Consider the following 26,458-nt stretch of genomic DNA (forward strand, 5'->3'; position numbering starts at 1 on the left):
GATGATGCAGAGCCCGGCCGTGCCTGAACCAGCGGTAGCTGTTGGCGAGGACCCGCGCAGTTACGCGCGGTTGATGTCGGCTGTCTACGACGCCACCATGTCCGGCGGGCGCGCCCCGGCGCGGCCCCGCGACGTGATCGGCGACTCCTGGCAGCGCATGCTGGCCCGCGGGGTCAACCCGGACACCCACATCCCACCGGTCATCGAAGCGACCGGGCTCGACGCGTTGCGAAAGGCATCGGGCTTGCTCACGGTGCTCGACGACGTGTCGCGCGGGCTGGAATCCATTGTCGCCGAAGGGGACAACATCCTGGTGCTGGCCGACGCCCGGGGCCGGGTGCTGTGGCGATCCGGGTCGCCCGCGGTGCTGGGCAAGGCCGACCGGCTCGGGTTCGTCGAGGGCGCCAATTGGGGCGAGGGCGCCGTCGGCACCAACGCCATCGGCACCGCACTCGCATCCAACCGGGCCGTGCAGGTGTTCTCCGCCGAGCATTTCCTGCGCAGCCACCACGCCTGGACCTGCGCGGGCGCCCCGGTCCGCGACCCGCGCACCGGCCAGGTCATCGGCGTCGTCGACGTCTCCGGGCCGGCCGCGACGGTGCATCCCACCACCGTCGCGCTGGTCGACGCAGTGGCCCGGCTGGCCGAAGCGCACCTGCGCGAGCAGCACGATCGCACGCTGAACCGGCTGCGGATGGTCGCTGCCCCGATCCTGGCCCGGATCGGCAGTCCCGCACTGGCGGTCGACGCCGACGGCTGGGTGGCCGCCGTCGACCAGATGCCGCTGCACAACCGGATTCTGCTGCCCGACGAACTGGCCCCGGGCCGGGTCTGGATCCCCACGTTGGGGCGGTGCGACGTCGAGTTGCTGCCCGGCGGGTGGCTGGTCCGGCCATCCACTGCCGCCTCCGACGACGACGCGACCGCCACCCGCGTCGTGCTGGACCTGCGCGGTGCGCCCGTCCTCGAGATGGCGGGGCAGTTCGGTGGGTGGCGCCACGACATCTCGCTGCGGCACGCCGAAATCCTGCTGGTCCTGTCGATCCACCGGAACGGTCGATCGGCATCGGAGCTGGCCGAGGACCTCTACGGTGACCGGAGTCGGGTGGTCACCGTGCGCGCTGAACTCTCCCGGATGCGAAAGCAATTGGCTGGCTTGATCCTTGGCAAGCCCTACCGGTTCGGCGACGATGCCGTCATCGACGTGCTCTACCCGGCCGATCGCTCGACCCTGCTGGGCGCCTCCACAGCGCCGGCCATCCGGGCCCTGCGCGCTTCCTCGCGAACAGACGCAAAACTGTCACTTTCGCCGTGAAAGCGACAGTTTTGCGTCTGCTCGCGAGAAAAACGGGACCAGCTAACCTGGCTGAATGCTGGATCTCACCGCAGACCCGATTGCTCTGACCGCCGCGCTGGTCGACATTCCCAGCGAATCGCGGCACGAGCAGCTCATCGCCGACGAGATCGAGACCGCGCTCAAGGCGCAGGCCCCGCACTTCGAAGTGATTCGCAACGGCGACGCGGTGCTGGCCCGGACCAACTTGGGCCGGCCGTCGCGAGTGCTGCTCGCCGGGCACACCGACACCGTCCCCGCCGCCGACAACCTGCCCAGCCGAATCGAAGGCGACGAACTCTGGGGCTGCGGCACCTCCGACATGAAGGCCGGCGACGCGGTGTTCCTGCACCTGGCGGCCACCATCGCCGAGCCGACGCACGACATCACCCTCGTCATGTACGACTGCGAAGAGATCGAGTCCAGCGCCAACGGTCTCGGCCGTATCGAGCGTGAACTGCCCGACTGGCTCAAGGCCGACGTCGCGATTCTCGGCGAGCCATCGGGCGGCCTCATCGAAGCCGGCTGCCAGGGCACGTTGCGCGTCATCGTCCACGCCACCGGCACGCGCGCGCATTCGGCGCGATCGTGGCTGGGCGACAACGCGATTCACAAGCTCGGCGCCGTGCTGGATCGGCTCACCGCCTACCAGTCGCGCTCGGTCGACATCGACGGCTGCGTCTACCGCGAGGGCCTCTCCGCGGTCCGGATCGACGGCGGCATCGCGGGCAACGTCATCCCCGATGCCGCGTCGGTCACCGTCAACTTCCGGTTTGCCCCGGACCGCAGCATCGAGCAGGCACTCGCGCACGTGCACGAGGTCTTTGCCGGTCTCGATGTGACCATCGAGCTGACCGATTCCGCAGCCGGTGCGCTGCCCGGTCTGGCGGAACCGGCCGCGGCCGCGCTGGTGGCGGCCGCCGGGGGACAGGTGCGGGCCAAGTACGGCTGGACCGACGTGGCGCGCTTTGCCGCCCTTGGCATTCCGGCGGTCAACTACGGGCCGGGTGACCCGAACCTCGCACACAAGGTCGACGAGCGGGTGTCGACGCCGGACATCACCGCCGTCACCGACATCTTGCGGCGGTACCTGACAAGTTGAGTAGCGTCCGCGTCGACAGCTGGATTTTCGCGGTCCGGATCACCAAGACCCGGGCGCTGGCTGCCGCTGCGTGCCGGGCCGGACAGGTCCGCGTCAACGGCGTCACCGTCAAACCGGCCCAGCTGGTCAGTCCGGGTGACGAGGTTCGCGTCCGGATCGAGGGCCGTGAGCGCATCGTCGAGGTCATCCGTCCGATCGCCAAGCGGGTGGGCGCGGCCGTCGTGCCGGAATGCCTGATCGACCGCAGCCCGCCGCCACCGGCCAAAGAGACGATGCCCGCGGTGCCCATCCGGGACCGGGGCGCCGGCCGGCCCACCAAACGTGAACGGCGACAGCTGGATCAGCTGCGTGGCTACTGAGCGACGATAAATCAGTTGCATCCGTGCGTATGGTGGGTTTTGCAACTGCTGTCAACCGAGGTGGGCCGAAAACATGCTGGGAGAAGACATCTCCGGATAACCGGAGTACGCCCTCGCCCTGTCACTCTCACGAGAGCTCTTGCATGTCTTCTATTACCTGTTCCCATTTGTCGTTTTCCTGGCCCGATGACACCGAGGTGTTCTCGGATCTGTCGTTCACCGTCGGCGCCGGCCGCACCGGACTGGTTGCCCCCAACGGCGCCGGGAAGAGCACACTGCTCAAACTCATCGCCGGAGAACTGCAGCCGACCGGCGGCGGCATAACCGTCGACGGGTCGGTGGGCTACCTGCCGCAGACGCTGCCGTTCGCCACCGACCTGACCGTCGCCGAAATGCTCGGGGTGGCAACCATTTTGGCCGCGCTCACAGCGCTGGCGGATGGCGACGCGTCCGAGGCTGTCTTCGCCGCCATCGGCGACGAGTGGGACATCGAGGAACGCAGTGCGGCGCAGCTGGCGCGACTCGGCCTCGACGTCCCCCTCGACCGGGTGCTCGGCACGCTGTCCGGCGGAGAGGTGATCACTCTCGGGCTGGCCGCGCAGTTGCTGCGGCGGCCCGACGTCCTGCTGCTCGACGAACCCACCAACAACCTGGATGCCGCTGCACGACAACGGCTCTACGACGAACTCGACCGCTACCCGGGCGCCTTGCTGCTGATCAGCCACGACCGTGCGCTGCTCGACCGGATGGATCGCATCGCCGAACTGCGCGACGGTGACGTCCAGTCCTACGGCGGGAATTTCACGGCGTACCAAGACGCGGTCGCCGACGCGCAACGTGCCGCCGCAGACGAGATGCGCAATGCGGAGTCGCAGCTCAAACTCCAGAAGCGCCAGATGCAGCAGGCCCGGGAACGCGCGGCCCGCAGAGCCGGCACCGCCGCCCGCAACCTGAAGGACGCCGGACTACCGAAAATCGTTGCCGGAAAGCTCAAACGCAATGCCCAGGAATCGGCCGGCCGCGCCGACGAGGTCCATGCCCGCCGGGTCGACGACGCCCGGGCGCGCCTCGACGCAGCCGAACGCGCGGTGCGCGACGACGACGTCATCGCCCTCGATCTGCCGAACACGGAAGTCCCCGCGGGCCGTACCGTGCTGAGTGCGAGTGACCTGAACATCCTGCGTGGTGGTCGGATGCTGTTCGCCGACAACGGAATCGACCTCGACATCCGCGGTCCGGAGCGCATCGCTCTGACCGGTCGCAACGGTGCGGGCAAGTCCACGCTGCTCCGGATGATCGACGGCGACATAGAGCCCGATGCCGGCACCCTGACTCGCGGCGACGGCCGGGTCGCGTACCTGTCACAGCGCCTCGACCTGCTGGACGAGCAGCGCACGGTCTTGGAGAACCTGATGTCCTGGGCGCCGACCCTCAGCATCACGCGGAGGCGGCACCTGCTGGCGCAATTCCTGTTCCAGGACAACAGGATCGACCTACCCGTATCGGTGCTCTCCGGCGGAGAGCGGCTGCGCGCGACGCTGGCCTGCGTGCTGTACGCCGAACCGGCGCCGCACCTGCTGCTGCTCGACGAACCGACGAACAACCTCGATCTGGTGAGCGTCGGGCAACTGGAATCCGCGCTGAACGCCTACCGCGGCGCCTTCATCGTCGTCAGCCATGACGAACGATTCCTCGACGCGATCGGCATCGAGCGCCGGATGACGCTGCCCTAGCCCGGCCCGGGCCTGGGTAGGTCGGCGTTCGAGGCGCAGCCGTTCTGTACCCCCAGTTCGGTTGGCGCCCGTCAACTTTCATTGACCGTCAATGAAAGCTGACGGGTCCGGATCGCACCTGTCCTACAGACAGGTGCGGCCGGACCAAGTACTACGGCTAAACGTCCTGCGGCCGGGTCTGGGCCGGGCGGCGCGGCGGGGGAGCCGTGCCTGCCGGCCCGGTCGCCGACTCCGCATCGGCGGCACCGGACTGACCGCGGTGCTCAACCGACAGAATCCGTTTGTCGTCCTCGCCCTTTTCGTGGCGCTCAGGGTCGCGGCGCTCCCGATCCCGGTCCCGGTCATCAGCGTCCGACTTATCTTGTTCCCCAACGGTATCCACGCCGCTGGGGTCGCTCAGTCCGCCGAGTCCGGCTCCCGCGGCGTGTCCGGCGCCGGCGCCGGCACCGTCGACCCCGCCCAGCCCGCCGAGCAGCCCACCCAATACGCCGCTGACGCTCTGCGCCAACTGCCCAGGAATCTGACCCAACGACTGCGCCACACCTTGTGCGATCTGCCCGGCCTGCTGGCCTACCTGCCCGAGCGTCTGCGCCACGTCACCACCACCGGCGGCCGGGCTGCCCGGCACTGCCGCCCCGAGGCCACCCGGCGTGCCGGCACTGACGCCACTGCCACCCCCTGGGATGCCCTCGGCTGCCGAGGACAGGCCACGCGCGCCCTGCTCGTCGCCGGCCCGGTAGGACTCGGCGGCGCGGTGCAACTGCTCGGACATCTGCTGGCCGGCCGCGCCCGTCGACTGCAGGATGTTGTCCCGCCGTGCCATGACCCCGCCGAGCGCCGAATTCATCCCGAAGGCGATCAACCCGTGTGTGGTCGCGGGGCCGACCGACTGCCCGAGGCCGCCGCCGTTCTGCAGCTGTCCGAGCCCCGCGGCGACTGCGTCGTGCACCCGGGCCATGCCCAGCACACCCTCGGTATTGACGTACAGCGGATCGCCCATGACCTGCTCCCTCGATGACCTGTTGCGGTCAATCCTATGGCGGGTCGGACGACCGGCCGTGCGGCAAATGGTCAGGCGCGCTCGGCGGCGACCCCCGTCGCCACCGCGCGGGCCTGCCGGCCGAAGACGCAGTCGACGCTGACCCGGTCGAAACAGTCGGCGGCCCGGACATCGCCGAGGCGCGCCGCGTCGTGCAGGGCGCGCAGTGCCATGGCCGACTGGCCGCCCCGCTCGGCGGCGCGGAATGCCTCGCGGGCAGCGGCGACGGCGCCGTGCTGATCCCGCCGAGCCGCGTTGGTCCAGGCGCGGGCCAGCGCCAGTTCGGGGGCGAACAACATCGACTTCAGCCCGTGCCGAGCCTCGGCACGGGCCAGGGCGCGGCCGGCCTCGGCGGTCGCTCCGCGCCGGCCGAGCGCCTGCGCCAGCAGCATCCACGCCAGCGGACCCCACGAATATCCGGTGGGCGCCAGCACCTTTGCGGCATCGCCGAGCAGCTCGATCGCCGAGTCGAGCTCGCCTCGCGCAATCAACACGTCGGCCAGCAGCACCTCGCCGATGGCCCGCCCGGGTTGCTGCGACTGGGTGAAGTCGATCAACTCGTGGGCCAGTTCCTGAGCCTGGTCCGGTGCCCCGTCCAGCAAGAGGGCCGTCGTCTGCCCGAAGCCACTGGTGAACCGCAGCAACCCCGGCTGCCCGGCGGCGAGGGCACGTTCGGCGAAGGTGTCCACCTCGGTCAACCGGCCCGTGCGGGCGCAGCTCAGCGCCGCCGCCGATGCCGCCCAGCCGACGGCGGTGTCGCTCGGGTCGTCACTGGCCAGCACCGAGTCGGCCAGCTGCATGGCCCGGCCGAGATTGCCCGCGTTCATCGCGAACGTCGCAGACAGCGCGTCCAACGTGACCTGCGCGGCCGGCGTCTGCACCCGGCTTCGGATGGTGCGCAGGAACGCCGTCGCGCGCTCGGGCTCGGACAGCATCCAGAACTGATTCGCCGCGCGGGGCAGCGCCCACGTCATCAATGCCGGCTCGGTCAGCGCCGCCGGATCGACCTCGGCCAGCACGGCATCGGCGTCCAGGCCGCGGCCCTGCCAGGCCAGCGCGTAGCTCAACGTCACCCGGGTGGCCAGGCCGCCGGCCGGCAGCGCCGCGCGACCCAGCCGTTCGGCCAACTCCAGATCGCCCAGGCGCAGGGCATCGTCGGCGGCGGCAGCCAGCTCGGCCACCCGCGCAGCGGCACCGCCGTCGAGGGCCCGCACTGCGCGCCGCAGCCGGGCGACGACGCCATCGCCGTCCAGTGGCGGCAGCTCCGGCGCCTCGAACTCAGCAGACGAGCCTGGCCCGTCAGCCGCCACCGGTACCACCAACCGGTCCCGCACCAACGACGAAATGCCCTCGGGCAGAGATTGATTCGCTTCCGCTGTCACGATGATCCGGGCCGCGCCGGACACCGCGAGCTGATACACCAGGGACGCCGAGAGCCGGTCGAGTAGATGCCCGTCATCGACGACCAGCAGCAGTCCCGTCCCGAGCGCCTCCCGCGCCGCTCGCAACACCTGCACCGTCCGCCCGGTCTCGGGCACCGTGAACAACCGCTCGAACGCCGCGAACGGCACGCACGAATCGGCCGCGCTGCCGGCAATCCAGGCCGCTCGCTCGAACCCCGGTGCCAGCTCCTCGTACGCCGCCCGCGCCGCCGCGGTCTTGCCGGACCCACGGGCACCGGTCAGCAGCGCACCGGCCCCGGATTCGACGCCCGCTTTCAGCTGGCTGAGCACCACGATCCGATCCTATGGCTGAGCGCCGGACGGCACGGCTCGATTAGCGTTGTGCTGTGACAACCGAAAACGCCTATGCGGTCTGTGTCTACTGCGCCGCCGGTCCCCGTCATCCCGAATTGCTCACTCTCGCCGCCGACGTCGGCCGGGCCATCGCTGCGAAAGGCTGGACCCTGGTGTCCGGCGGCGGCAACGTCTCGGCGATGGGCGCCGTCGCCGACGGTGCCCGGGAGAACGGCGGCCGCACCGTCGGCGTCATCCCGAAGAAACTGGTGCACCGCGAGCTGGCCGACGTGAACGCCGCCGAATTGATCGTCACCGACACCATGCGCGAGCGGAAGCAGATCATGGAGGACCGTTCCGACGCGTTCATTGCGTTGCCCGGCGGCATCGGCACCCTCGAGGAGTTCTTCGAGGCCTGGACGGCCGGCTACCTCAACATGCACGACAAGCCGCTGGTGATGCTCGATCCGCACGGCCACTACGACGGCCTGCTGACCTGGCTGCACACGCTGGTCGACACCGGATACGTGCAGCAGGCCGCGCTCGACCGGCTCGTGGTCGCCCGCGACGTCGAAGAGGCGATAGCTGCTTGTGCACCCGGTCACATCGCTCACTAGGCTCACCACGCATGAGTGACGACACTTCACGCACCGGCGTCGGCCTGCTGGACATCGCCAAGCAGCTGCCGGGCTTCCTGGCTGACGCTCCGGTGATCGCCCGGGGCCTGATCACCGGTTTCGGTGCCAGCCCGACGGCGAAGACATCGATCGGCAAGGTGTTCCAGGAACGCGCCGAAGCCAACAAGAACAAGGTCTTCATCAAGTTCGACGACCAGCGCATCACCTACGGCCAGGCCAACGCAACCGTGAACCGCTACGCGGCGGTGCTGGCGGCCAAGGGCGTCGGGCCGGGCTCGGTCGTCGGCATCATGCTGCGCAACTCGCCGGACGCGGTGCTGCTGATGCTGGCGACGGTCAAGTGCGGCGCGATCGCCGGGATGATCAACTACAACCAGCGCGGCAACGTGCTGGCACACAGCCTGGGCCTGCTCGGCGCCAAGGTACTGGTCGCCGAAGCGGACTTCGTCGAGGCCGTCACCGAGTGCGGTGCCGATCCGGAGCTGACGCAGGGCCTGGTCTCGGTTGAGGAACTGCGCGAGCTCGCCGTCGGCCAGTCGACCGCCAACCCGGCGGGCACCAGCCAGATCCTGGCCAAGGAGAAGGCGTTCTACATCTTCACCTCGGGCACCACCGGCCTGCCGAAGGCCAGCGTCATGACGCACTACCGCTGGCTGCGCGCGCTCGGTGGGTTCGGCGGGCTGGGACTGCGCCTGAACAGCAGCGACACGCTGTACTGCTGCCTGCCGCTGTACCACAACAACGCCCTCACCGTCGCGACGTCGTCGGCCCTCAACGCCGGTGCCGCGCTGGCCCTGGGCAAGTCGTTCTCGGCCTCGCGCTTCTGGGACGAGGTCATCAAGTACGACGCCACCGCCTTCATCTACATCGGCGAGATCTGCGGGTACCTGCTGAATCAGCCGCCCAAGGCGACCGACCGGGCGCACAAGGTCCGGGTCATCGCCGGCAACGGTCTTCGCCCCGCGATCTGGGACGAGTTCACCTCCCGCTTCGGCATCAAACGCGTATGCGAGTTCTACGCCGCCAGCGAGGGCAACACCGGCTTCGTCAACGTCTTCAACATCGACAAGACCACGGGCATCTGCCCGTCGCCGGTCGTGTACGTCGAATACGACCTGGAGACCGGTGAGCCGGCCCGTGGCCCCAACGGCCGGCTGCGCAAGGTCAAGCGCGGCGAACCAGGCCTGCTGCTCAGCAAGGTCAACAACCTGCAGCCGTTCGACGGCTACACCGACAAGTCGGCCAGCGAGAAGAAGCTGGTGCGCAACGCGTTCAAGGACGGTGACGTCTGGTTCAACACCGGCGACCTCATGCGGTCGCAGGGCTTCGCGCACGCCGCGTTTGCCGACCGCCTCGGTGACACCTTCCGGTGGAAGGGCGAGAACGTCGCCACCACCGAGGTCGAGGCCGCGCTCGGTGGCGACGACCAGGTGGAGGAGTGCACCGTCTACGGCGTCGAGGTGCCGGGCTGCGGCGGCCGCGCCGGGATGGCGTCGGTGCAGCTGCGCGACGGTGCCGAATTCGACGGCGCCGCGCTGGCCAAGGCCGGCTTCGAGCATCTGCCGGCCTATGCGGTGCCGCTGTTCATCCGGATCGTGCCCGCGCTGGCGCACACCTCGACGTTCAAGAACCAGAAGGTCGACCTGCGCAAACAGGGCTACGGCGCCGAGGTTTCGGACCCGATCTACGTGCTGGCGGGGCGCGAGGACGGCTACGTGCCGTTCTACCCGGAGTACCCGGCCGAGGTGAAGGACGGCAAGAAGCCGCGCTAGCCCGACGGGCCGCTGATGGTGCCGGTGTGACTCCCGGGGCGATTGGCGGCCGTCGCGGGTAGCGAATGTGCCGTCAGCGCGCCCGTTTCGGCGGCTCCGCGCGCTGAGTGCACATTCGGCGCGTCCGAGACTTCCGGTTAGCCTGGGAGCCGTGCAGTCCTCCGCAAGGGGCCAGTTCCTGGGTCGCCAGGTGGCCGGCGATCGCGCGCTGATCATGGCGATCGTCAACCGCACCCCGGATTCCTTCTATGACCGGGGGGCGACCTTCAGCGACGGCGCAGCCAAGGACGCAGCGCACCAGAAGATCGCCGACGGGGCCGACGTCATCGACATCGGCGGCGTCAAAGCCGGGCCGGGCAGCACCGTCGACGCCGACGAGGAGATCGCGCGCGTCGTGCCGTTCATCGAGTGGCTCCGCGGTGAGTACCCCGACCAATTGATCAGTGTCGACACCTGGCGGGCGAACGTGGCCAAGCAGGCCTGCGCGGCCGGAGCCGACCTGATCAACGACACCTGGGCCGGCGCCGATCCCGGGCTGCCCGAGGTGGCTGCCGAATTCGGGGCCGGGCTGGTCTGCTCGCACACCGGCGGGGCAGTGCCGCGGACCCGGCCCTTTCGAGTGAATTACGGCGTCACCGAACGCGGTGTGGTGGACGACGTCATCGCCGAAGTGACCGCCGCGGCGGCGCATGCCGTTTCCGTGGGCGTCCGCAAGGACGCCATCCTGATCGACCCGACGCACGATTTCGGCAAGAACACTTACCACGGTCTTAGTTTGTTGCGCCACGTAAAAGATCTTGTAAATACCGGATGGCCAGTGCTGATGGCCCTGAGTAACAAGGATTTCGTAGGGGAGACTTTAGGAGTCGAACTGACCGAGCGCCTGGAGGGGACGCTGGCCGCGACGGCACTTGCCGCCGCTGACGGCGCCGCCATGTTCCGGGTGCATGAGGTGGGCCCCACCCGGCGCGTCCTGGAAATGGTCGCGTCGATCCAGGGCGGGCGTCCACCGAGCCGAACAGTGAGGGGACTCGCGTGACCCTAAGTCCTGAATTGACCGCAGAAGGCATCGCTCGCCATGCCTGGCTGGCCGAACGCAGCTGGAGCCGGCCGACGTGGACCATCGCCGAGCTCGAGGCCGCCAAGGCCGGCCGCACCGTCTCCGTCGTGCTGCCCGCGCTGAACGAGGAAGACACCGTCGCCGACGTCATCGACAGCATCAGCCCGCTGCTGGGTGGCCTGGTCGACGAGTTGGTGGTCCTCGACTCCGGTTCGACCGACGAGACGGAACTGCGCGCCATCGAGGCCGGGGCGCGGGTCGTCAGCCGCGAACAGGCCCTGCCCGAGGTGCCGGTCCAGCCCGGCAAGGGCGAGGCCCTGTGGCGCTCGCTGGCGGCCACCACCGGCGACATCGTCGTGTTCGTCGACTCCGACCTGCTCGACCCGGATCCGATGTTCGTGCCCAAGCTGCTCGGGCCGCTGCTGCTGGCCGACGGCGTGCATCTGGTCAAGGGTTTCTACCGGCGGCCGCTGAAGATCAGCGGCGGCGAGGACGCCAACGGCGGCGGCCGGGTAACTGAGCTCGTGGCGCGTCCGCTGCTGGCGTCCCTGCGGCCCGAGCTGACCTGCCTGCTGCAGCCGCTGGGCGGCGAGTACGCCGGTACCCGCGAGCTGCTGACGTCGGTCGGGTTCGCGCCGGGCTACGGCGTCGAGATCGGCCTGCTGATCGACACCTACGACAAGCTGGGCCTCGACGCCATCGCTCAGGTCAACCTCGGGGTGCGTACGCATCGCAACCGTCCGCTGACCGAGCTGGCCGCGATGAGCCGTCAGGTGATCGCCACCCTGCTGTCGCGCTGCGGCATCAGCGACTCCGGCGTCGGGCTGACCCAGTTCTTCCTCGACGGCGACGCGTACACGCCGCGGACGTCGACGGTGTCGTTGATCGACCGTCCGGCGATGAACACCCTGCGCTGATCCCACTTTGTCGGTGCGATCCGGCAGGATCGTCGGTGTGACGCTGATTCTCATCTACCTCGTGGTGCTGATCCTGGTCGCGGTGGTGCTGTTCGCCCTGGGCACCGTGTTGTTCGGCCGCGGTGAGCAGCTGCCCCCGCTGGCGCGGGGCACCACAGCCACCGTGCTGCCCGCATCCGGTGTCACCGGCGCCGATGTCGATGCCGTGAAGTTCACGCAGACCCTGCGCGGCTACAAGACCAGCGAGGTCGACTGGGTGCTGGACCGGCTGGCGCAGGAGCTGGACTCGCTGCGCGGCGAGCTGGCCGTGCTACGTGCGCAGACCGCACCGCCTGAATCGCTCCTCACGTCCGCGGAAGCCGAGCAGTGACTGCTCCCGACGGCCGGGTGCGGTGCGGCTGGGTCGACATCGGCGAGTCCGCCGACGCGACGCAGTACCGCGACTACCACGACACCGAGTGGGGCCGCCCGCTGCGCGGCACGCAGGCGCTGTTCGAGCGCGTCTCGCTGGAGGCATTCCAGAGCGGCCTCTCGTGGCTGATCATCCTGCGTAAGCGGGAGAACTTCCGGGCCGCTTTCCACGGATTCGATGTGGCGAAAGTGGCCGGCTTCGGGGAGCGGGACATCGACCGGCTGCTGGCCGACCAAGGCATCGTCCGCAACCGCGCCAAGATCGAGGCGACCATCGCCAACGCCCGCGTGATCGACGGCGGTCTGGACCTCGACGAGCTGCTGTGGTCGTTCGCGCCGCCATCGCGGCCGCGGCCGGTTGACCTGGCGCAGGTCCCGGCGACCACACCGGAGTCGGTGGCCATGGCCAAGGAGCTGAAGCGGCAGGGATTCCGGTTCGTCGGCCCGACCACGGCGTATGCGTTGATGCAGGCCACCGGGATGGTGGACGACCACATCGAGGCCTGTTGGGTGCCCCGGCACAGCTCATCGGAGGTCTGACGGGCGGGTCTTTCACACCCGCCGGTAGCGATAGGGAACAATAGACATAGTTCAGTTGCAGTTCAGTGCCGTGAGCCGACCACGCCAGTGGGTCGTTCCGGCCTTGATCCGGGACCGTGGATGCGGTCCGGGCGCGTGCGGAGGGAGCACCCGATGGCGGCGATGAAGCCCCGGACCGGCGACGGTCCACTGGAAGCAACCAAAGAGGGGCGCGGCATCGTCATGCGGGTACCGCTGGAGGGTGGCGGTCGTCTGGTGGTCGAGCTGACCCCGGATGAGGCCGCGGCCCTGGGCGACGAACTGAAGAACGTCACCAGCTAGTTCAGCTGCAGACGCTCCGATAGATGTCGAGCGTCTGCTGGGCGACCTGCAACCAGGAGAATTCCTCGATGCACCGCCGACGGCCCGCCTGCCCGAACGCGCGGGCCTGTTCGGGGTCGCGGACCAACGCGTTGACCGCGTCCGCGAGCCCCGTCTCAAACTCCACCGCGTCGGCGGCGTCGTAGTGCACCAGTAGTCCGGTGGTGCCGTCGTCGACCACCTCAGGAATGCCGCCGACGTCCGATGCGACCACGGCGGTGCCGCAGGCCATCGCTTCGAGGTTGACGATGCCCAACGGTTCGTAGACCGACGGGCAGACGAAAACTGATGCCGTCGCGAGTATTTCGCGGATTTTCTCGGTCGGCAGCATCTCCTGGATCCAGTGCACCCCGGCGCGGGTCGCGCTGAGCTCCTTCACCGCGGCCGCTACCTCGGCGGCGATCTCCGGGGTGTCGGGCGCGCCGGCACACAACACCAGCTGCACGTCGGGGTCGAACCGGTGGGCCGCCGCGATCAGATGGCTGACGCCCTTCTGCCGGGTGATCCGCCCGACGAAAGCCACGATCGGCCGGTCCGGATCGACGCCCAGGTCGGCCAGGGTTTGGCCTGCCTCGACCGGATACCAGTCGTCCGTGTCGATCCCGTTGCGCACCACGTGCACTCGCGCGGGGTCCAGCTGCGGGTAGGTGGCCAGGACATCGGCCCGCATACCCGCACTGACGGCGATGACGGCGTCGGCCGCTTCGATCGCGGTGCGCTCGACCCACGACGAGATGCGGTAGCCGCCGCCGAGCTGCTCGGCCTTCCACGGCCGCCTCGGCTCCAGCGAGTGCGCGGTCAGCACGTGCGGGATGCCGTGCAGCAGCGCGGTGAGGTGTCCGGCCATGCCGGTGTACCAGGTGTGCGAATGCACCACCGTGGGTACGGCAGCCGGTCCGGCGAAGGCGTTGTTCACCATCGCCAAGTCCGCCGACAGCGTTGTCAGGGCCGCATTGGCCCCGGCGAGCAGCGGATCGGGCTGGGCCACGAAGGCATCCCTGCGGTGCACACCCATGCAGTGGACGTCGACGTCGCACAGCTTCGTCAGCTGCCCGACGAGTTCGGTCACGTGCACGCCCGCGCCGCCGTAAACCTCCGGCGGATACTCCCGAGTCATCATCGCCACGCGCATGTCGATGACGTTAACGCGTGACAGGTTGGGACGTATGTCTGGCCGCTTCGGTTGGTGGCTATTAGGTTTGGTGCCATGAGGGAACAGCCGCAGGTGCTGGGAATCGTCTTGGCAGGCGGTGAGGGCAAGCGGCTGTATCCACTGACCGCCGACCGGGCCAAGCCCGCCGTCCCGTTCGGGGGCGCCTACCGGCTCATCGACTTCGTCCTATCCAACCTCGTCAACGCCCGGTACCTGCGGATTTGTGTTCTGACGCAATACAAGTCGCATTCCCTGGACCGGCACATCTCGCAGAACTGGCGGCTGTCGGGTCTGGCCGGCGAGTACATCACCCCGGTTCCGGCACAGCAGCGGCTGGGCCCGCGGTGGTACACGGGCTCGGCCGACGCCATCTACCAGTCGATGAACCTCATCTACGACGAGGACCCCGATTACATCGTGGTCTTCGGCGCCGACCACGTGTACCGCATGGATCCCGAGCAGATGGTGCAGTTCCACATCGAGAGCGGAGCGGGCGCGACCGTCGCCGGCATCCGGGTGCCGCGGGCCGAGGCGTCGGCGTTCGGCTGCATCGACGCCGACGAGTCCGGCCGGATCCGCAGCTTCATCGAAAAACCGGCGGACCCGCCGGCCTGCACCGACGACCCGGACCAGACGTTCGTGTCCATGGGCAACTACGTGTTCACCACCAAGGCGCTCATCGACGCCATCCGGGTGGACGCCGAGAACCACGATTCCGATCACGACATGGGCGGCAACATCATTCCGCAGATGGTGGCCGACGGGATGGCCGCCGTCTACGACTTCAACGACAACGAGGTGCCCGGGGCCACCGAGCGTGATCACGGCTACTGGCGTGACGTCGGAACGCTGGACGCGTTCTACGACGCTCATATGGATCTGGTGTCGGTGCACCCGGTGTTCAACCTCTACAACCGGCGCTGGCCCATCCTCGGTGAATCGGAGCACCTGGCCCCGGCCAAGTTCGTCAACGGCGGTTCGGCGCAGGAATCGGTGGTCGGCGCGGGCAGCATCATTTCGGCTGCGTCCGTGCGCAATTCGGTGCTGTCGTCCAACGTCGTGATCGACGACGGCGCCATCGTCGAGGGCAGTGTCATCATGCCCGGAGCGCGGGTCGGTCGCGGCGCGGTGGTGCGGCACGCCATCTTGGACAAGAACGTCGTCGTCGGGCCCGGCGAGATGGTCGGTGTGGACCTCGAGAAGGACCGCGAGCGCTTCTCGGTGAGTGCCGGTGGCGTGGTCGCGGTCGGCAAGGGCGTCTGGGTCTAGACGGCCGGCGGCGTCGCGCCCGCCGTTTTCGCCTTTCCACGGCGGCGGCGGAGCAGGGCCACCGCAGCCCAGACCAGCCCCGCCAGCACGACCAGCACCAGCACGGGTAGCAGGATCGCGACGATGACCAGCCCGACGCTGGTCACGTCCTCCAGCGTGCTCAGAACCGGCGCTGCGAGCCCGCCCGTGGCGACGTTGGCGACCGGCCGCACCGTGGATTTGGTCAGCGACACCACGAGCGCGGTGACGGCCCCGATCACCACGGGAATCCACTGTCCGGAACTGGCGAACGCGCCAGGGTCGGTGACAGCCGCGGTCTGCGCCGCGGTGCCGGAGCCGAAGACGATGCCGCCGGAGGTCGGCCGCACGAACGTCTGGATGGTGTCGTTGATGCTGTCGAGGGCCGGCACCTTGTCGGCGACGATCTCGACGACCAGCAGCACGGCCACGATGCCGATCACCCAGCCGTTGGTCAGCCACGCCCACGGGTGCGGCAGCTCCACGAGGTTGGTGAAGCGTCCCAGCAGGCCCATCGCCAGCAGCGGGATGTAGGCGTTGAGGCCCGATGCGGTGGCCAGGCCGAGCCCGGTGAACAGTTCCACCGGTTCAGTCTCCGCGATGTGTGCACGATTTCTCGCGCTGTCCGCGGATTTTCGTGCACGAATCGCGGGTTGTCACCACACGTAGGGGAGCAGGCGATAGCGCACCTTCTCGGTGTACGCGACGTAGCCGGGCAGCTCGGCGCGCAGCATCTTCTCCTCGTCGAAGATCCGGGCCATGAGCGCCGGGGCGGCGGCGAGCACCGGGACCAGGCCCCAGTAGGAGCCGAGCGCCAGCGGGGTCGCGAGCATCATGATCAGCGCGCAGATGTACATCGGGTGCCGCACGATGCCGTACAGCCCGGTCGAGATCACCGGCTGCCCGGTCTCGACGGTGATGCTGGCGCCCGCGAAGTTGTTCTGGATCACCACCCACTGGGCCGCCACCAGCGAGGCGCCGACGACGACGTTGCCCAGCACCACGACCGCCGTCGGTACGTGGGACCAGCCGAAGCGCCAGTCCAGCGCGCTGACCACCCCGGTCGCGACCACCGACGCCAGGACCGCCCACATGATGAGTTTTTGTACGGGGCGGGTCTCGGCGGCCGGTCCGCCGTGCATCCGCCGGGCCAGGGCGTCGGGGTGCTTGATGGCCAGGTACATGCTCGGGCCCAGGGTCGCGATCATGAAGACCGCGATGAAAACCCAAGCCTGCCAATAGTGAATCGTGCCGGCCGGCACGCACAGCAGCAGCGCGAAGAAGACGACGCCGAGTGCTGCTGAGGCGAGCGCCTGCAAGGCGAGCTTCAAGGTTCCTCCTATCGTAGGTCGCGGCGCCGGAAAGCCAAGGCGCCGAAGATGATCAGAGTTGCGTCCAGGGTCAGCAGCCAGGCCAGCGGTGTCGCGGTGAAACTGTCCGACCCGACGCGTGGGATGTGGCTGAACGGATCGAGGTCCAATATCCAGTGCGGTGAATTCGCCAGCGAACCAAGCAGATACACCGCGATGAAGCCGACCAGCACGCCCCAGGCCGCCGGGGCGAACCGCGGCACCGCGCCGAACAGGACGGTCGTCACCGCCACCAGGAGCCAGACGGCGGGCAGTTGCACTGCCGCGGAGCCCAGCACCTGCGGCAGCTTGCCACCGATATCGCCGGCGGCGGCGCCGTAGATCACGCCGGCCAGCAGGCCTGAGGTGAGCATCGCGACCGTGGTACCGGCCAGTGCGATCGCCAGATAGCCGGTCAGCCAACGGATTCGGCTCACCGCACCGGCGAGCAGCGTCTCGGCGCGCTGGCCGGTCTCCTCCTGATGGGGCCGCAGCGCCAGCGATACTGCGAACGCGGCGGTGACCATTCCCAGCATGTTGAAGGCGATCGAGATGAACGCCTGCTCGAGCGCGCCGGTGCCGCCCAGCCGGGTGATGATGTCGCGCGCCGAGCCACTGCCGCCCAGCTCATCGCCGATGCCGTGCACGACGCTGCCGACCAGCAGTCCGTACAGTCCCAGCCCGACGGTCCACACCAGCACCGAACCGCGGGTCAGTCGCCACGCCAATCCGGTTGGGCCGCTCAGCATTACGGTGGCCCGGGGACGGCCGCGGCGCTCGGCGAACATCCCGGCCCCGACGTCGCGGGTGCCCTGAAGTTGGTAGGCCAGCACCACCAGCGCGACGGTCAGCGTCAGATGCAGAGCCAGCACCCCGAACCGGTCGCCGGCGTACGGGCGCACCAACAGCGACCACCCCAACGGCGAGGCCCAGGACAGCTCGCTGCCGCTGGCGTCGCCCACCGCCCGCAGCGTGAACGCCGCGCCGAGCACACCGAAGGCGACGCCGCGGGCAACGCGGGCGCTGGCGGACAGTTGTGCGGCCACCGCGGCGACGGCGGTGAAGACGAGCCCGGAGGCGGCGAGTGCACAGCTGAAGGCCAGCGAACCCAGCACGGGCACATCGGTTTTCAGTAGTCCGAGGAATCCGACCAACCCGGTCAGCAGCGCGGCGCCACCGGTCAGTAGCAGCGCTGCGGTGAGACTCGCGTTGCGGCCCACCGCCGTCGAGTCGATCAACTCGGTGCGGCCGGCCTCTTCGTCGGCGCGGGTGTGCCGGATCAGAGTCAGGATGACGGCGACGGCGATCAGCACGTGGAACATACCGGCTTTCCAGATTCCGGCGGCGCCGAGGCTGTCGTTGTAGATGTTGCCGTAGATCGCGCGCTGGGCCGGGCTGGCCATGATGCTCGCGACGAATCCGGCGCGGCCCGCCGCGGTGGGGTAGACGGCCTCGATGCTGCCGATGTACACCGTGGACAGCGGCACGGACAGCAGCAGCACCCACAGCGGCAGCACAATCCGGTCGGTGCGCAGGTAAAGACGAAGCAGCCCAACGGTTCCGGTGAAGCTGGAAGCGCCGGCGGCAGGTCGGGCGGACCCTGCCGGGCGGTCCAGTAGGGCGGTCATGCCCGCACCTGCTCGGGTTCGCGGCGCGCATGACCGTTGTCGTAGTGCCGCAGGAACAGGTCCTCGAGGGTGGGCGGCTGGCTGACCAGCGAGCGCACCCCGGCATCGCCGATGGCCTTGATGACGGCGCCGAGGCTTTCGGATTCCACCCGGGCCGTGAGAGTCCGGCCGTCGAAGAAGATGTCGGAAACCCCTGGGAGATGGTCGATCCGGCCCGGGTTGTTGATCATGTCGGCCTTGATGGTGGTGCTCGACAGGTGCCGCATCGACTCCAGCGTCCCGGTCTCCACGGTGCGGCCGGCGCGGATGATGGTCACCCGCTGGCACAGTCGCTCGGTCTCGGCCAGGATGTGGCTCGACAGCAGGACGGTGGCGCCGCGACCGGCGGCTTCGGCCACGCACTGCTGGAAGATGTTCTCCATCAACGGATCCAGACCGCTGCTGGGCTCGTCGAGCAGCAGCAGGTCGGCGTTGGAGGCGAACGCGGAGATCAGCGATACCTTCTGCCGGTTGCCTTTCGAGTACGTGCGGGTCTTCTTGGTGGGGTCCAGGTCGAACCGCTCGGTGAGCTCGGCGCGGCGCGTCTCATCGATGCCGCCGCGCATGCGGGCCAGCAGGTCGATGGTCTCGCCACCGGTCAGTGTCGGCCACAGCGTGACATCGCCTGGTACGTAGGCGATGTTGCGGTGCAGTGCGACCGCGTCGGTCCACGGGTCGCCGCCGAGCAGGCGCACGGTGCCGGAGTCGGCGCGCACGAGCCCGAGCAGGATGCGGATGGTCGTCGACTTGCCCGCGCCGTTGGGTCCGAGGAAGCCGTGCACCTCACCTCGCTCGACTCTCAGGTTCAGCCCGTCGAGAGCCCGGACTGCGCCGAAGTTCTTTGTCAGGGTGTCGATTTCGATGGCGGCGTTCACATTCACTCCTCAGTGGTGGTGACGATGGGTTTGCCTGCTTCGCGTTGTGCCAGAAACGCCTCGTACATGGTCGGATCGGCCATCAGGCCGTTGGTGTAGAGCTCGAGTGAGGGCAGCAGCATGTCTTCGGCGTAGTCGTGCAGCACCTGGCGGAAATCTGTCGGGTTGGGGTGCAGCTGGATGTAGGTCAGGAATGCGCCGCCGCTGGTCAGGGCCAGGAACCGAGCGCGTGCCTTGGGGTCGCGGCTGGGTTTGAGCGTGCCGGCGCGGACACCTTCTTCGAGATAGCCCTCGGTGTTGTCGATCATGTTCTGCCACAACGACTTCGCCAGGTCGCCGCCGGTCTGCAGCGCTTGCATCAGGTAGGCCGTCAGCGGTGCGAAGGATTCGATCTCGGCGATCTGTGCGAACCACGCGCTGGGGCTGGCATTCTGCATCGACTCGGTCTTGGCGACCCGGACGGTCTCGATGACGTAGGCATCGCACGCCTCGCGCAGTTTGTCCTTGGAGCCGAAGTGATGAATGACCAGGGCCGCGCTGACCCCGGCGGCCGCGGCGATGCTGCGCACGCTGGCAGAGAACCCGTGCTGACCGAACTGGTCGATCGCAGCGTCGCGGATTCGGGCGACGGTGGTGAAGTCCTCGGCTGAACGCATGTTTAATACGCTAAACACGCGTTCAGTCGGTCGTCAAGCATTTGGCCGTCAAGAGCCCGTAAAAATTCGACAACAACGACAACGGCCTGGCGATTCGCTCGCTGGGCCGGTCGTTGATTCTGCGGTGAGGGTGTCGGCTACTCGACTTTCAGCGCCCTGGGTTCAGGGTCAACGCAAGTAGGCGCCCCTAGTCGCGGACGGCCGCCAACAGCCCGTCGCCCAGCGGCACCAGGACCGGGGTCAGCCGCTCGTCCTCTGCGATGGCGCGAGTGGCCTCGCGAACTGCCGTCACGTCGCGGTCGTTGGCCGAGGCGTCGCCGGCACGGCCGCCGAGCGCGGCCCGGTGCACGACGATCACGCCGCCCGCCCGCAGCAGGCGGACGCCTTCGGCGACGAACTGCGGTTGGTCGGCGGGCTCGCCGTCGATGAACACCAGGTCGTAGGACTCGTCGGCCAGGCGGGTCAGGACCTCCTGCGCGCGGCCCACGATCAGCCGGGTCCGGGACGGTCCCACACCGGCGCCGACGAACGCCTGCTTGGCCAGCCGCTGGTGCTCGGGCTCGACGTCGATGGTGGTCAGCACGCCGTCGTCACGCATGCCGGACAGCAGCCACAATCCGCTGACACCGGCGCCGGTCCCGACCTCGACGACGGCCTTGGCCGACGCGATCTTCGCCAGCACGCTCAGCAGCGCACCCACGGCCGGGGTGATCGGGTTGGCTCCGCTCTCCTCGGCCCGTTCCCGGGCCGCCGCGGTGATCGGTTCCTCGGTGATGGACCGCTCGGCGTGCTTGACGATGGCCTCGGCCGTGCTGGGCTTGGGAGCGGCGGCGGGCGCAGCTGCGACGGGCTGGGCCGGCGTCGCCTGCTCAGGGGCGGCCGGAGCCGGCTGGGCCGGCGTGGGCTGGCCGGCCGAAACCGTCGGGTCATCGGTGCTGGACATATCCGCAGCGTAACGAACACCCAGCAAGCCGCCGCTCAGCACACGCTCAACAGAATGAGGTGGCGGGCCGGCCCATCGGGAGGCTGAGAGGCGACCCTGAGCGGCAGCGCGACACACCCGGTACGCAAAGTTAAGTTTTGGCGAACATTCTTGGGGTATCCGCAGGTCATGGCCCTGGAATCCGGTTTCTCAGGAAAAGTTCAGTTTGCTCATACATCAACCTCACCAGGGTGGGGAACCGTAATCGCCATGCACGCAAGTGTGAACGATCTGCAAAGCGATTCCGGGCTCCGGCAGTCGCCGGATATCCGCGGCATCGGGAATATCGGACTCCAGGTACCGGTTGCTGCTGATGCGTCGTGTAACTACGACGATGAACCGACCGAACTGGAGATTGCCACGACCGCCATGCCGGCCCCCGCGATGCTTGCCCCGACGCACATGTCCCATGTCTCGGCGCCCGAGGTTGAGTTGGATTGGGCCGAAGTCAGCGACGAGCTGACCGGCACCGCCGTCTTCGACGCCACCGGCGACGTGGCGACCATGCCGTCGTGGGATGAGCTGGTCCGGCAGCACGCCGACCGCGTGTACCGGCTGGCCTACCGGCTGTCGGGTAACCCGCAGGACGCCGAAGACCTCACCCAGGAGACGTTCATCCGGGTGTTCCGCTCGGTGCAGAACTACCAGCCGGGCACCTTCGAAGGCTGGCTGCACCGCATCACCACCAACTTGTTCCTGGACATGGTCCGGCGCCGCGCACGTATCCGTATGGAGGCGTTGCCCGAGGACTACGACCGGGTGCCGGCCGACGATCCGAACCCCGAGCAGCTGTACCACGATTCACGGCTGGGGCCGGACCTGCAGGCTGCGCTCGACTCGCTGCCCCCGGAGTTCCGCGCAGCTGTGGTGCTCTGCGACATAGAAGGTCTGTCGTACGAGGAGATCGGCGCGACGCTCGACGTCAAGCTCGGCACCGTGCGCAGTCGGATCCACCGCGGCCGGCAAGCGCTGCGGGAGTACCTGGCCAGCCACCCCGGTGACTACTCCGAGGCGGCTGCGGCGATCTCTGCCAAGTCTGCCTGAGCGTTGTGACGCATCCGTCCCAGGTTGTCGCGCTACATTCAGTAGTAACGGCAACGCGGACGTGGCGCGGAGAGGAGCTCGGTGATGGTCGACCGGGGACAGTTGTTCCGTCGTGCGTTCTCCTGGCTGCCCGCCCAGTTCGCCTCCCAGAGTGACGGGCCCGTCGGCCCGCGGCGCTTCGGGTCCACGGAGCACCTGGCCATCGAGGCCATCGCCGCATTCGTCGACGGTGAACTGCAGATGGGCGCCCACCTCCGTGCCGCCCATCACCTGTCCCAGTGCCCGGATTGCGCCGCCGAGGTGGATGCCCAGGGTCAGGCCCGGAGCGCGTTGCGCGATTCGTGCCCGATCATCGCGCCCACTTCTTTGCTGGGCGCCTTGGCGAACATCCCCAACGACACATCGATGCAGTTCGTGGATATCCAGGCGTCAGGAATTGAAGACCAAGACTTTGCCGACCGGCCGCCGCGGGAACGTCGTCGTCGCCGGTAGGGTTGAGCCTGAATTTTGACTAGCCGTCACGCCCGCCCAGACGGGCCGTACGGACAAAGCCAGCAGATGGGGAGTGGAACACCGGTGACGAATCAGGACATGTCCGGCGATCGCCCCCGTCTGGCTCCGCGTCCGGTGACGCGCACCCCGGTGGACCCGGCGTCGCAGCGTGCGTTCGGCCGGCCCGACGGCTTCACCGGCTCGTTCCTCGCCGAGGACCAGATCCGGAACCAGGGGGAGTACACCCCGACCAATCAGGCACCCGATCCCGTGCTGGCCGAAGCCTTCGGGCGGCCGGGTGCCGCCACCGACTCACTCCAACGTCACCCCGCCGACGCCGGCGCGCTGGCGGCCGAGGGCAAGGACGACGACGAGGCGGTCGCCGACCCCTGGCGGGACCCGTCGGCCGCGCCGTCACTCGGCACCCCGGCGCTGCCCCCGCCGCCTCCGGTGGTGGTCACCGCTCCCGTCGGCAAGCTCGGCGTGCGTGACGTGCTGTTCGGGCGCAAGGTCTCGATGACCGCGCTGGCGGTGCTGGCCGTGCTGGCGTTGGTGGTCGGCATAGTCGGCGGCGTCGTCGGGCGCAAGACCGCCGAGGTGGTCGAGGCCTTCACCACGTCCAAGGTCACCTTGAAGACCAGTGACGGCGGCGATCTGCCTGCCGGCCGGTTCGCGAAAGTCGCTGCCGCCGTGGCAGATTCGGTGGTCACCATCGAGGCGATGGGGGACACCGACGGGTCGCAGGGCTCAGGCGTGGTGGTCGACGGGCGCGGCTACGTCGTGACCAACAACCACGTCATCTCCGACGCGGCGAAGGACCCCAGCAAGTACCACATCTCCGTGGTGTTTAACGACGGCAAGCAGGTCCCGGCGAACCTCGTCGGTCGTGACCCCAAGACCGACCTCGCGGTGCTCAAGGTCGACAACGTCGACAACCTGACCGTCGCGAAGTTCGGTGATGCCGAGAAGGTCAAGGTCGGTGACGAGGTCATCGCGGCCGGCGCCCCGCTGGGCCTGCGCAGCACCGTCACCCACGGCATCATCAGCGCGCTGCACCGCCCCGTGCCGCTGTCCGGCGAAGGGTCCGACACCGACACCGTCATCGACGGCATCCAGACCGATGCGTCGATCAACCACGGCAACTCGGGCGGCCCGCTGATCAACATGAATTCCGAGGTCATCGGGATCAACACGGCCGGAAAGTCGTTGTCCGACAGTGCCAGTGGTCTGGGCTTCGCCATCCCCGTGAACGAGGTCAAGGCCACCGTCGAGGTCCTGATCAAGGACGGCAAGATCTTCCACCCGACGCTGGGCCTGAACGCCAAGTCGGCCAGTGACAAGGTCGCTTCGGGCGCCCAGGTCGTGAACGTCGTCGCCGGCAGCCCCGCCGAGAAGGGCGGCATCCTCGAGAACGATGTCGTGGTCAAGGTCGGTCCCCGCAAGGTCGCCGACGCCGACGAGTTCGTGGTTGCCGTGCGGCAGCTGCAGATCGGTCAGCCGGCGCCCATCGAGGTGATTCGCGATGGCCGGCATGTGACGCTCACCGTGGTACCCAACGCAGACACCCCGGCCAGCTGATGTTCGGCAACATCGGATGGGGCGAGATGCTCGTGCTGGTCATCGCGGGCCTGGTGATCCTGGGTCCGGAGCGGTTGCCCGGCGCCATCCGGTGGACGGCCGGCAGCCTCAAGCAGGTGCGGGATTACCTCAGCGGCGCGACCAGTCAGCTGCGCCAGGATCTCGGCCCGGAGTTCGAGGACCTGCGTCAACCCCTCAGCGAACTGCAGAAACTGCGCGGTATGACGCCGCGCGCGGCGCTGACCAAGCATCTGCTGGACGGTGACGATTCGTTCATCACCGGCGCTTTCGGCACCGCGACCCCGGACCAGACGAAGCCGCTGACCACGCCGGAAGTCAATGGTGTGCCGCCCACGCCGGGCACCACCGAACCCGCACCGCAGCCGGGGAAGACGACGTTCGACCCCGACGCGACCTGACGCAGCTAGAGATTCAGGGCTTGTAGGCGCGCCGGATCCCGGTAGCGATCCGAATTCTCGGCGATGTCCGCGGCCGGCGGCAGGATTTCATCCGCGGCGACGTAGACGCCGCCGGCGCGCAGTGAATCGTCGAGCATCAACCAGATCCAGCGGGTCAGGTCGGCGACCAGCGCGTCCTGGCTGTCGCGCAACGGCTGTTCGAGCCAATGCCCCGCGGCGGTCTCGACCAGGCCGACGATGCTGTAGGACAACCGCTCCGCGTCGGCCTGCACATCGAATGCCGCCACGTACACCTTGAGTACCGCGGTCAGCAGGTTGGCGATGGTGATCTTGATGTCGGCGAAGGCGTTGAAGCCCTCATCGATGGAGCATCGCTGCAGGTAGCGGTACAGATTCGGGTGTTGGATCAGGAAGTGGACGTGCGCGGCCACACCGGCCTGCACGATCTGCGCCATGCTGCCCTCGGGCCGCCACACCGGCGCGAGCTCGGCGGTGATCATCTGGCTGGTGCGGTGCGCGACCTCGCGCTGCAGGTCAGCGGCGTCGACGAAGTGCCGGTACAGCTTGGTGCGGCTGACGCCGACGTGCGCGGCGATCTGTTCGGTCGAGGTCTGGGGCCCGTGTTGCTCGATCACCACGAGGGCAGCGTCGATGAACTCAGCGCGCCTGCGCTCGCGTTGGCCGGCCCAGCGACCGGTGGTGGCATTCGCCATGGCTCCTTGTTTACCTCATGTACCTGGTCGGGAGTTGCCTGATGCAGCCAATCAGTGGGAGTCTAGCTATCTAGTGGTACGTGGCGTACCATCTAGCGCGTCGCGCCAGAGGGTGGCGCCTTCCTGTTCAAAGGGGAACGACGATGGATGCCGTATCCACATTTCGCCGCGTTGCCGGCCTGCCCGTCGCCGATACGAAGCTGACGCCCGCGGTCGACTACGGCTTTTTCGGACCCGACTCCGTGACCTGGCGAGTGTGGAGCTACCCGACGTCATTGCTGCTGGGCTTCGCCCGCGCCGTGACCATCGAGCACCTCGACCCTTTCCTCGCGGCGGCCGTGGACGCCAGCGGCCAGGTGTACGCCCGGACCCGGCTGCGCTACGACCGCACCATGCAGTACTTCGCGCTGGTCGCCTTCGGTGACGCCGAGGCTGTGCTGGACGCCTCCGAGATCCTGGTCAAGATTCACGGCAAGGCCATCGGCACCGAGCCGATCACGGGCAAGCAGTTCGACGCCAACGATCCGTACTCGCAGTTGTGGATCCATCTGACCGCGTGGCACTCGATCCTCTACACCTACGAGATGTTCGGGCCGGGCAAGCTGACCGAGGCCGAAGAACTGCAGTACTGGGAAGAGTGTGCGCGCGCCGCCGAATTCCAGACCATCAACCCCGATGACGTGCCGCGCACGCGTGAGGGCATTCAGCAGTACTTCGAGCAGTTCCGGCCGCAGATGGCCGGCTCCGAGGTGGCCCAGAACATGATGAACTACCTGGTCGACCTGGGTTATCACATCCTGCCCGAGCGGGTGCCGAGCTGGATGCGCCGCGTGTTCAACTGGCCGATGCGCCGCGCGATCATCGCCACGATGCCGAAGTGGATGCGCACGCTGGGCGGCATCCCGCAGAACTACTCCGATGACTTCATCGCCAAGTTGATAGCGCGTCCATTCCTGCGGGCGGTCTCCAGCATCCCGCGCCTGGAACTGGCGATCCTGGACTTCACCACCCCGCACACCACGCCGATCGTCGGCCCGACGCTGATGAAGATTCCGGCGCAGAACCCCGTCACCTACACCCCGGCCGAGGCGCGGGAGAAGTTCGGCCGGACCACGCCGTTCGAGCAGTACCAGGCCCTCGCCGCCAAGCGGGCGGTTGGGCAGGGTCCCAAGCCGTACGAGCACAACCACAGCGACGCGCTGCTGGAATTCGAAGCGCACGCCGGCTGATTCCGGCCCATACC

At 68.4% G+C, this 26,458-nt stretch carries 27 protein-coding genes; 17 read left to right on the forward strand and 10 right to left on the reverse strand.

Features of this window, described 5'->3' with window-relative positions; translation table 11 throughout:
• Nucleotides 1-4 precede the first annotated feature (4 nt).
• The 4 genes from TL10_RS05240 (at nt 5) to abc-f (ending at nt 4,527) form a co-directional block, all read left to right on the forward strand.
• Nucleotides 5-1,315, forward strand: a complete 1,311-nt coding sequence (locus TL10_RS05240; RefSeq protein ID WP_082067850.1) for a GAF domain-containing protein — start codon at nt 5-7, stop codon at nt 1,313-1,315.
• Between the two features lie 55 nt (nt 1,316-1,370).
• The gene (gene dapE, locus TL10_RS05245) at nt 1,371-2,435 is read left to right on the forward strand and encodes a succinyl-diaminopimelate desuccinylase (RefSeq protein ID WP_043984784.1); all 1,065 of its coding nucleotides are present in this window, start codon (nt 1,371-1,373) and stop codon (nt 2,433-2,435) included.
• Nucleotides 2,432-2,794: an RNA-binding S4 domain-containing protein gene (locus TL10_RS05250; protein WP_043984785.1), complete on the forward strand. Its 363-nt coding sequence runs from the start codon at nt 2,432-2,434 to the stop codon at nt 2,792-2,794. Before dapE ends, TL10_RS05250 begins: the two co-directional genes overlap by 4 nt.
• Nucleotides 2,795-2,937: 143 nt before the next feature.
• Nucleotides 2,938-4,527: a ribosomal protection-like ABC-F family protein gene (gene abc-f / locus TL10_RS05255; RefSeq protein ID WP_043984786.1), complete on the forward strand. Its 1,590-nt coding sequence runs from the start codon at nt 2,938-2,940 to the stop codon at nt 4,525-4,527.
• A 157-nt stretch (nt 4,528-4,684) separates the two neighbouring features.
• Here the strand turns inward: abc-f and TL10_RS05260 are convergent, their stop codons facing one another.
• Both TL10_RS05260 and TL10_RS05265 read right to left on the reverse strand, forming a co-directional pair.
• The gene (locus TL10_RS05260; RefSeq protein ID WP_043984787.1) at nt 4,685-5,527 is read right to left on the reverse strand and encodes a type VII secretion target; all 843 of its coding nucleotides are present in this window, start codon (nt 5,525-5,527) and stop codon (nt 4,685-4,687) included.
• A gap of 71 nt (nt 5,528-5,598) precedes the next feature.
• Nucleotides 5,599-7,254, reverse strand: a complete 1,656-nt coding sequence (locus TL10_RS05265; protein WP_423136056.1) for a Cdc6/Cdc18 family protein — start codon at nt 7,252-7,254, stop codon at nt 5,599-5,601.
• Nucleotides 7,255-7,355: 101 nt separating this feature from the next.
• On the opposite strand from TL10_RS05265, the gene TL10_RS05270 reads away from it, so the two are divergent.
• The 7 genes from TL10_RS05270 to TL10_RS30010 all read left to right on the forward strand — a co-directional run bounded on the left by TL10_RS05270 (nt 7,356) and on the right by TL10_RS30010 (nt 12,961).
• Entirely contained in the window at nt 7,356-7,919 is a 564-nt protein-coding gene (locus tag TL10_RS05270; RefSeq protein ID WP_043984789.1) for a cytokinin riboside 5'-monophosphate phosphoribohydrolase, read from the forward strand.
• An 11-nt stretch (nt 7,920-7,930) separates the two neighbouring features.
• Entirely contained in the window at nt 7,931-9,712 is a 1,782-nt protein-coding gene (fadD6, locus tag TL10_RS05275; RefSeq protein ID WP_043984790.1) for a long-chain-acyl-CoA synthetase FadD6, read from the forward strand.
• 214 nt (nt 9,713-9,926) lie between these two features.
• Nucleotides 9,927-10,751, forward strand: coding sequence for a dihydropteroate synthase (gene folP, locus TL10_RS05280; protein WP_043984842.1), 825 nt, complete (start codon nt 9,927-9,929; stop codon nt 10,749-10,751).
• On the forward strand, nt 10,748-11,689 hold the full coding sequence (locus tag TL10_RS05285; RefSeq protein WP_043395487.1) for a glucosyl-3-phosphoglycerate synthase: 942 nt from the start codon (nt 10,748-10,750) through the stop codon (nt 11,687-11,689). The genes folP and TL10_RS05285 overlap by 4 nt, the downstream gene beginning before the upstream one ends.
• 37 nt (nt 11,690-11,726) lie before the next feature.
• On the forward strand, nt 11,727-12,059 hold the full coding sequence (locus tag TL10_RS05290) for a DivIVA domain-containing protein (RefSeq protein ID WP_043395968.1): 333 nt from the start codon (nt 11,727-11,729) through the stop codon (nt 12,057-12,059).
• The gene (locus TL10_RS05295; RefSeq protein ID WP_043984791.1) at nt 12,056-12,640 is read left to right on the forward strand and encodes a DNA-3-methyladenine glycosylase I; all 585 of its coding nucleotides are present in this window, start codon (nt 12,056-12,058) and stop codon (nt 12,638-12,640) included. The genes TL10_RS05290 and TL10_RS05295 overlap by 4 nt, the downstream gene beginning before the upstream one ends.
• Nucleotides 12,641-12,793: 153 nt before the next feature.
• Nucleotides 12,794-12,961 carry a DUF3117 domain-containing protein gene (locus TL10_RS30010; RefSeq protein ID WP_005059648.1) on the forward strand — a complete coding sequence of 56 codons (168 nt, stop codon included), beginning with the start codon at nt 12,794-12,796 and terminating at the stop codon, nt 12,959-12,961.
• 1 nt (nt 12,962) lies between these two features.
• Here TL10_RS30010 and glgA read toward each other — a convergent pair whose 3' ends face one another.
• A complete protein-coding gene (gene glgA / locus TL10_RS05300) occupies nt 12,963-14,132 on the reverse strand; it encodes a glycogen synthase (RefSeq protein ID WP_082067846.1) in 1,170 nt (389 codons plus the stop codon).
• Between the two features lie 75 nt (nt 14,133-14,207).
• Here glgA and glgC point away from each other — a divergent pair, with 75 nt between their 5' ends.
• The gene (gene glgC, locus TL10_RS05305; protein WP_043395484.1) at nt 14,208-15,422 is read left to right on the forward strand and encodes a glucose-1-phosphate adenylyltransferase; all 1,215 of its coding nucleotides are present in this window, start codon (nt 14,208-14,210) and stop codon (nt 15,420-15,422) included.
• Here the strand turns inward: glgC and TL10_RS05310 are convergent.
• The 6 genes from TL10_RS05310 to TL10_RS05335 all read right to left on the reverse strand — a co-directional run bounded on the left by TL10_RS05310 (nt 15,419) and on the right by TL10_RS05335 (nt 20,930).
• Nucleotides 15,419-16,024 carry a DUF4126 domain-containing protein gene (locus TL10_RS05310; RefSeq protein ID WP_043984792.1) on the reverse strand — a complete coding sequence of 202 codons (606 nt, stop codon included), beginning with the start codon at nt 16,022-16,024 and terminating at the stop codon, nt 15,419-15,421. The genes glgC and TL10_RS05310 overlap by 4 nt on opposite strands.
• Before the next feature lie 72 nt (nt 16,025-16,096).
• On the reverse strand, nt 16,097-16,771 hold the full coding sequence (locus TL10_RS05315) for a methyltransferase family protein (protein WP_043984794.1): 675 nt from the start codon (nt 16,769-16,771) through the stop codon (nt 16,097-16,099).
• Nucleotides 16,772-16,779: 8 nt separating this feature from the next.
• Nucleotides 16,780-18,417 carry an ABC transporter permease gene (locus TL10_RS05320; RefSeq protein ID WP_110788967.1) on the reverse strand — a complete coding sequence of 546 codons (1,638 nt, stop codon included), beginning with the start codon at nt 18,415-18,417 and terminating at the stop codon, nt 16,780-16,782.
• The gene (locus tag TL10_RS05325) at nt 18,414-19,337 is read right to left on the reverse strand and encodes an ABC transporter ATP-binding protein (protein ID WP_043984795.1); all 924 of its coding nucleotides are present in this window, start codon (nt 19,335-19,337) and stop codon (nt 18,414-18,416) included. Before TL10_RS05325 ends, TL10_RS05320 begins: the two co-directional genes overlap by 4 nt.
• Complete coding sequence (locus TL10_RS05330; RefSeq protein ID WP_043984796.1) at nt 19,334-19,987, reverse strand: TetR/AcrR family transcriptional regulator; 654 nt, start codon at nt 19,985-19,987, stop codon at nt 19,334-19,336. The genes TL10_RS05325 and TL10_RS05330 overlap by 4 nt, the downstream gene beginning before the upstream one ends.
• Nucleotides 19,988-20,174: 187 nt before the next feature.
• On the reverse strand, nt 20,175-20,930 hold the full coding sequence (locus TL10_RS05335) for an O-methyltransferase (protein ID WP_234711371.1): 756 nt from the start codon (nt 20,928-20,930) through the stop codon (nt 20,175-20,177).
• 249 nt (nt 20,931-21,179) lie between these two features.
• Here TL10_RS05335 and sigE point away from each other — a divergent pair, with 249 nt between their 5' ends.
• From sigE to tatB, 4 genes are all read left to right on the forward strand, one after another.
• Nucleotides 21,180-22,013: an RNA polymerase sigma factor SigE gene (gene sigE, locus TL10_RS05340; RefSeq protein ID WP_043395475.1), complete on the forward strand. Its 834-nt coding sequence runs from the start codon at nt 21,180-21,182 to the stop codon at nt 22,011-22,013.
• A gap of 84 nt (nt 22,014-22,097) precedes the next feature.
• Nucleotides 22,098-22,505 carry an anti-sigma E factor RseA gene (gene rseA / locus TL10_RS05345; RefSeq protein WP_043395473.1) on the forward strand — a complete coding sequence of 136 codons (408 nt, stop codon included), beginning with the start codon at nt 22,098-22,100 and terminating at the stop codon, nt 22,503-22,505.
• Nucleotides 22,506-22,589: 84 nt separating this feature from the next.
• Nucleotides 22,590-24,083, forward strand: a complete 1,494-nt coding sequence (htrA, locus tag TL10_RS05350; RefSeq protein WP_043984797.1) for a serine protease HtrA — start codon at nt 22,590-22,592, stop codon at nt 24,081-24,083.
• Nucleotides 24,083-24,502: a Sec-independent protein translocase protein TatB gene (gene tatB / locus TL10_RS05355; RefSeq protein ID WP_043395469.1), complete on the forward strand. Its 420-nt coding sequence runs from the start codon at nt 24,083-24,085 to the stop codon at nt 24,500-24,502. The genes htrA and tatB overlap by 1 nt, the downstream gene beginning before the upstream one ends.
• Nucleotides 24,503-24,507: 5 nt before the next feature.
• Here the strand turns inward: tatB and TL10_RS05360 are convergent, their stop codons facing one another.
• The gene (locus TL10_RS05360; RefSeq protein ID WP_043984798.1) at nt 24,508-25,215 is read right to left on the reverse strand and encodes a TetR/AcrR family transcriptional regulator; all 708 of its coding nucleotides are present in this window, start codon (nt 25,213-25,215) and stop codon (nt 24,508-24,510) included.
• Between the two features lie 143 nt (nt 25,216-25,358).
• On the opposite strand from TL10_RS05360, the gene TL10_RS05365 reads away from it, so the two are divergent.
• Nucleotides 25,359-26,444: an oxygenase MpaB family protein gene (locus tag TL10_RS05365; protein ID WP_043395467.1), complete on the forward strand. Its 1,086-nt coding sequence runs from the start codon at nt 25,359-25,361 to the stop codon at nt 26,442-26,444.
• Nucleotides 26,445-26,458: the final 14 nt, after the last annotated feature.

Source organism: Mycolicibacterium llatzerense (genome assembly GCF_000878195.1).
Lineage (GTDB): Bacteria > Actinomycetota > Actinomycetes > Mycobacteriales > Mycobacteriaceae > Mycobacterium > Mycobacterium llatzerense.

Excerpts from the sequence above, each read along its gene's own strand:
- glgA (WP_082067846.1), bottom strand. The coding sequence starts at position 14,132 with ATGCGCGTGGCGATGATGACTCGGGAGTATCCGCCGGAGGTTTACGGC.
- TL10_RS05330 (WP_043984796.1), bottom strand. The coding sequence starts at position 19,987 with ATGCGTTCAGCCGAGGACTTCACCACCGTCGCCCGAATCCGCGACGCT.
- TL10_RS05335 (WP_234711371.1), bottom strand. The coding sequence starts at position 20,930 with ATGTCCAGCACCGATGACCCGACGGTTTCGGCCGGCCAGCCCACGCCG.
- TL10_RS05360 (WP_043984798.1), bottom strand. The coding sequence starts at position 25,215 with ATGGCGAATGCCACCACCGGTCGCTGGGCCGGCCAACGCGAGCGCAGG.
- TL10_RS05365 (WP_043395467.1), top strand. The coding sequence starts at position 25,359 with ATGGATGCCGTATCCACATTTCGCCGCGTTGCCGGCCTGCCCGTCGCC.
- TL10_RS30010 (WP_005059648.1), top strand. The coding sequence starts at position 12,794 with ATGGCGGCGATGAAGCCCCGGACCGGCGACGGTCCACTGGAAGCAACC.
- rseA (WP_043395473.1), top strand. The coding sequence starts at position 22,098 with ATGGTCGACCGGGGACAGTTGTTCCGTCGTGCGTTCTCCTGGCTGCCC.
- sigE (WP_043395475.1), top strand. The coding sequence starts at position 21,180 with ATGCACGCAAGTGTGAACGATCTGCAAAGCGATTCCGGGCTCCGGCAG.
- abc-f (WP_043984786.1), top strand. The coding sequence starts at position 2,938 with ATGTCTTCTATTACCTGTTCCCATTTGTCGTTTTCCTGGCCCGATGAC.
- TL10_RS05320 (WP_110788967.1), bottom strand. The coding sequence starts at position 18,417 with ATGACCGCCCTACTGGACCGCCCGGCAGGGTCCGCCCGACCTGCCGCC.
- fadD6 (WP_043984790.1), top strand. The coding sequence starts at position 7,931 with ATGAGTGACGACACTTCACGCACCGGCGTCGGCCTGCTGGACATCGCC.
- tatB (WP_043395469.1), top strand. The coding sequence starts at position 24,083 with ATGTTCGGCAACATCGGATGGGGCGAGATGCTCGTGCTGGTCATCGCG.
- TL10_RS05260 (WP_043984787.1), bottom strand. The coding sequence starts at position 5,527 with ATGGGCGATCCGCTGTACGTCAATACCGAGGGTGTGCTGGGCATGGCC.
- TL10_RS05240 (WP_082067850.1), top strand. The coding sequence starts at position 5 with ATGCAGAGCCCGGCCGTGCCTGAACCAGCGGTAGCTGTTGGCGAGGAC.
- glgC (WP_043395484.1), top strand. The coding sequence starts at position 14,208 with ATGAGGGAACAGCCGCAGGTGCTGGGAATCGTCTTGGCAGGCGGTGAG.
- folP (WP_043984842.1), top strand. The coding sequence starts at position 9,927 with ATGGCGATCGTCAACCGCACCCCGGATTCCTTCTATGACCGGGGGGCG.
- dapE (WP_043984784.1), top strand. The coding sequence starts at position 1,371 with ATGCTGGATCTCACCGCAGACCCGATTGCTCTGACCGCCGCGCTGGTC.